Source organism: uncultured Pseudacidovorax sp. (assembly GCF_913773995.1).
Lineage (GTDB): Bacteria > Pseudomonadota > Gammaproteobacteria > Burkholderiales > Burkholderiaceae_C > Xenophilus.
The window spans coordinates 1-3,607 of the sequence record NZ_CAJYES010000179.1; the positions used below are offsets into that span (position 1 = coordinate 1).

Annotated in this window: 4 protein-coding genes; 2 read left to right on the plus strand and 2 right to left on the minus strand. The window is 70.9% G+C overall.

The features are described from left to right. Positions 1 to 563, minus strand: a 563-nt coding sequence (locus QZ772_RS16315; RefSeq protein ID WP_295528416.1) for an FUSC family membrane protein, incomplete at its 3' end; no start/stop codon positions are given. Further along, the gene (locus tag QZ772_RS16320) at positions 560 to 1,603 is read right to left on the minus strand and encodes an inositol monophosphatase family protein (RefSeq protein WP_295528419.1); all 1,044 of its coding nucleotides are present in this window, start codon (positions 1,601 to 1,603) and stop codon (positions 560 to 562) included. The genes QZ772_RS16320 and QZ772_RS16315, both read right to left, overlap by 4 nt. Before the next feature lie 409 nt (positions 1,604 to 2,012). Between QZ772_RS16320 and QZ772_RS16325 the strand changes: the two genes are divergently transcribed. Together QZ772_RS16325 and QZ772_RS16330 are read left to right on the plus strand one after the other, a co-directional pair. Beyond that, the gene (locus QZ772_RS16325; RefSeq protein ID WP_295528421.1) at positions 2,013 to 2,333 is read left to right on the plus strand and encodes a DUF3649 domain-containing protein; all 321 of its coding nucleotides are present in this window, start codon (positions 2,013 to 2,015) and stop codon (positions 2,331 to 2,333) included. Then, positions 2,330 to 3,607: PepSY domain-containing protein (locus QZ772_RS16330; protein ID WP_295528423.1), on the plus strand; the 1,278-nt coding region annotated here is incomplete at its 3' end. The genes QZ772_RS16325 and QZ772_RS16330, both read left to right, overlap by 4 nt.

Sequence of the window (3,607 nt, forward strand, 5' to 3'; positions counted from 1 at the left end):
GCCATCGACAGCAGCAGGTCGGCCATGTACTGCGTGCGGTAGCGGGCGTTGAGCACCAGGTTCATCAGCGTGGCGTAGACCACGTACAGCGCCGATCCCAGCGCCATGTGCCCGGTGCGGGCCAGCGCCTCGCCGAGGCCGGAAGGTGGGCGCGTCGCCATCGAGAACACCATCGCCAGCATCAGCGCGATGGCGATGGGGATGCCCCGCTTGCCCCAGGCCATGGCCAGGAAGGCGAGGAAGGAGGCCGGCACCAGCAGCAGTCCGAGGCGTCCCGGCATGGTGTGCAGCATCTGCACCGCGAAGAACAGCGGCAGGCTGAGCAGCGCCGCCGGCAGCAGCTGGCGCAGCTTGCCGCGGCGCGGCGCCGCGCGGTCGGGCGGGCTGGCGACGATGACGCCGGTGGCGGCCGAGGCGGCGGCGGCCGCATCCAGCCAGAGATGGACGCCGCCCGAAATCAGCAGGAGGCCAAGCGCGACCGACAGCCCGTTCGTGACGTCGTGGCTGAGGGCGGTGCGCAGGCTGCTGCGCACCCGGGGACGGCCGGCCGTGCTCAGGCTCACGCGCCCGGATTGCCTTCGTTGGTCTCGGGGGCGCGCTTGACGCGCGTCAGCTTGCGGGGCGCGGCGGGGGCGGGCGCCGGTGCCTCGGCGCCGCCTTCGGCCTCGGCCTCTTCGGTGCCCAGGCCCACGGTGGAGCGGGCATAGATGTCGGCCGAGTCGTCGGCGCCTGCGGCGCGGCGGCTCGGGTCGACGGAGCGGATGCGCTCGGTGGCGGCCAGCTTGTCGTCCACGCCGGCGAACTTGGAGTACTTGCTCAGGATCGGCACCAGCTGGCCGTAGATGCGCGGCGTGCCGGCCAGCAACTCGCGCTGGTCCAGATACTCGCCTTCGCCGGTGAAGTTGCTGATCAGGCCGCCCGCCTCGGTCACGAGCAGCGAGCCCGCGGCGGCGTCCCAGATGTTCAGGCCCGTCTCGAAGAAGGCCTCGGTATAGCCGGCGGCCACATAGGCGAGGTCGAGCGCTGCGGCGCCGGGGCGGCGCAGACCGGCAGCGCGGGGCATCAGGTCGGCCATGATGGCCAGGTACTGCTTGAAGTTGTCGCCGGTGCGGAAGGGGAAGCCGGTGGAGATCAGGCTCTCGGGCAGGCGGGTGCGCTTGGAGACGCGGATGCGCCGTTCGTTCAGGAAGGCGCCGCGGCCGCGCGAGGCGGTGAACAGGTCGTTGCGCGTCGGGTCGTAGACCACGGCCTGCTCGATCTTGCCGCGCACCGACAGCGCGATGGACACGCAGTAGACGGGGAAGCCGTGGATGAAGTTGGTGGTGCCGTCCAGCGGGTCGATGATCCAGACGTATTCGGAGTCGCGGGCGCCATGCTCGCTGCCCGATTCCTCGGCCAGGATGCCGTGGCCGGGATAGGCCGTCAGCAGCGTCTCGATGATGATGGCCTCGGCGGCATGGTCCACCTCGGTCACGAAGTCGTTCACCTGCTTCTGCGAGACGCGCACCGCTTCGACGTCGAGCGCGGCGCGGTTGATGATGGCGCCAGCGGCGCGGGCGGCCTTGATGGCCACGTTGAGCATGGGATGCAGGTTGGACGACATGGGTTGTGCGAGGAACGGGTGCGGGCCCGGCCCGCCAGAGACGCGTCCGGCGATGCGGACGGAAAAGAAGGCGCTCATTTTAGCGGTGAGCGCGCTTGGCGCTCTACAATGAGAACAATTCTCAAAAAGTCTGCGATCGTCAGCCAGACCGTTTGCGCCGCCTGACGCGGTGACTCCACAGGTCCAGCCAGCGAAGCGAAGTTGCCGCCTTCAAGCGGCAACCCTCGCGTGCCTTGCCTGGAGCCTTGTCCATGTTTCCGACCTGCCGGGCCGCTGTGGCGGCCCTCGTCCCGTGGCGCGATGCCGTGTCATCCACCCTGCGCCGACGCGCTGCCAGCCCCGGGGCGCGGCTGCCGCGTCCGTCGGTCCACGGGGAACTCGCAGTTCTGGCGAAGCCGGAGGTGGCCCGGTGAGCGGCGTGCTGCCCCTCGCTCAGCAGTGGCTGGCCCGGGCCTGGCAGGCCGGCCCGGTGGTCTCGCGCATCACCGCGGCCGTGGGCGGCGGCTACGCGCTGGGTGCACTCACCAGCGTGGCCGCGCTCGCGCTGCCGGCCAGCCGCCCACAGACGGTGCTGGGCGGTGGGCTGGCCAGCTTTGCCGTCTTCGCGGCGGCGGTAATCTGGGTGTTCGCCGCGCGCAGCGCCACGCGGGCCTGGATCGGGCTGCTCATCGCCGCGGTGCCGCTGCTGCTGGCCAGCGCCTCGGTCTGGCGTTCGGGAGCGGCCGGATGAAGAAGCACGCCCCGCCCGCGCGCGGCCTGCGCCAGCGCATGTCCGACCTGCACATCTGGGCCGGCCTCCTGGTCGGCTGGCTGCTCTACGCCATGTTCCTCACGGGCACGGTGAGCTACTTCAAGGAAGAGATCTCGCAGTGGATGCGGCCCGAGGTGCCGCACCGCGCCGACCTCCCCGACCCTGCCACCGTCGCCGAGCGCGTGACGGCCGGCCTGCAGGCGCGCGCCCCGGACAGCACGCAGTGGAGCTTCGCGCTGCCCGACGACCGCAATCCTTTGGCCGACGCCTTCTGGCGCAAGCCGGCCGCGCAGGGGCGACGTGCCTTCGACAGCGCCAGCTTCGATCCGCACACCGGCCAGGTGGTGGCGGCGCGCGACACGCGCGGCGGCGAGTTCTTCTACCGCTTCCATTTCCAGTTTCACTACATGCCGGTGCTCTGGGGGCGCTGGCTGGCCGGCATCTGCGCCATGTTCATGCTCGTGGCCATCGTCAGCGGCGTGATCACCCATAAGAAGATCTTCACGGACTTCTTCACCTTCCGCTGGGGCAAGGGGCAGCGCTCCTGGCTCGACGCGCACAACGTGCTGTCGGTGCTCGGGCTGCCCTTCCACCTGATGATCACGTACACCGGCCTGGTGACGCTGATGCTGCTGTACATGCCCTTCGGCGAGCAGGCGACCTTCAAGACGCCGGCCGAGCGCCGCACGCTCACCGCCCAGATGAGCGCCTTCGTCCAGCCGCAGACGCCCAGCGGCCAGGCCGCAGCGCTCGCGCCCATCGGCGGCATGGTGCGGCAGGCGCCGGCGCGCTGGGGCGCCGACGGCCTGGGGCGCGTGACCATCGCCAATCCAGGCGACGCGGTGGCGCGGGTGGTCGTCACGCGCGGCGACGAAGGCCGGGTGTCGGTCAGTCCGCAGTACATGCTCTTCGAAGGCAGCACCGGCCGCCTGCTGGAGGTCAGGGACCGTGTGGGCCCGGCCGCCGAAACCCGCGGCGTGATGTACGCCCTGCACCTCGGCCGCTTCAGCGATGGCGTGACGCGCTGGCTCTACTTTCTTGTCAGCCTGGCCGGCACCGCCATGGTGGGCACGGGCCTGGTCATGTGGACCGTCAAGCGGCGGGCCAAGCTGCCCGACCCGGCGCGACCCTATCTCGGCTTCTGGCTGGTGGAGCGGCTGAACATCGCCGCCATCGCCGGCCTGTCCATCGCCATGGCCGGCATGCTGTGGGCCAACCGGCTGCTGCCCGTGGGCATGGCGCAGCGCGCCGAA

Bases quoted from the DNA above. Each gene is read 5' to 3' on its own strand.
- QZ772_RS16320 (WP_295528419.1), bottom strand. From the start codon at position 1,603: ATGTCGTCCAACCTGCATCCCATGCTCAACGTGGCCATCAAGGCCGCC.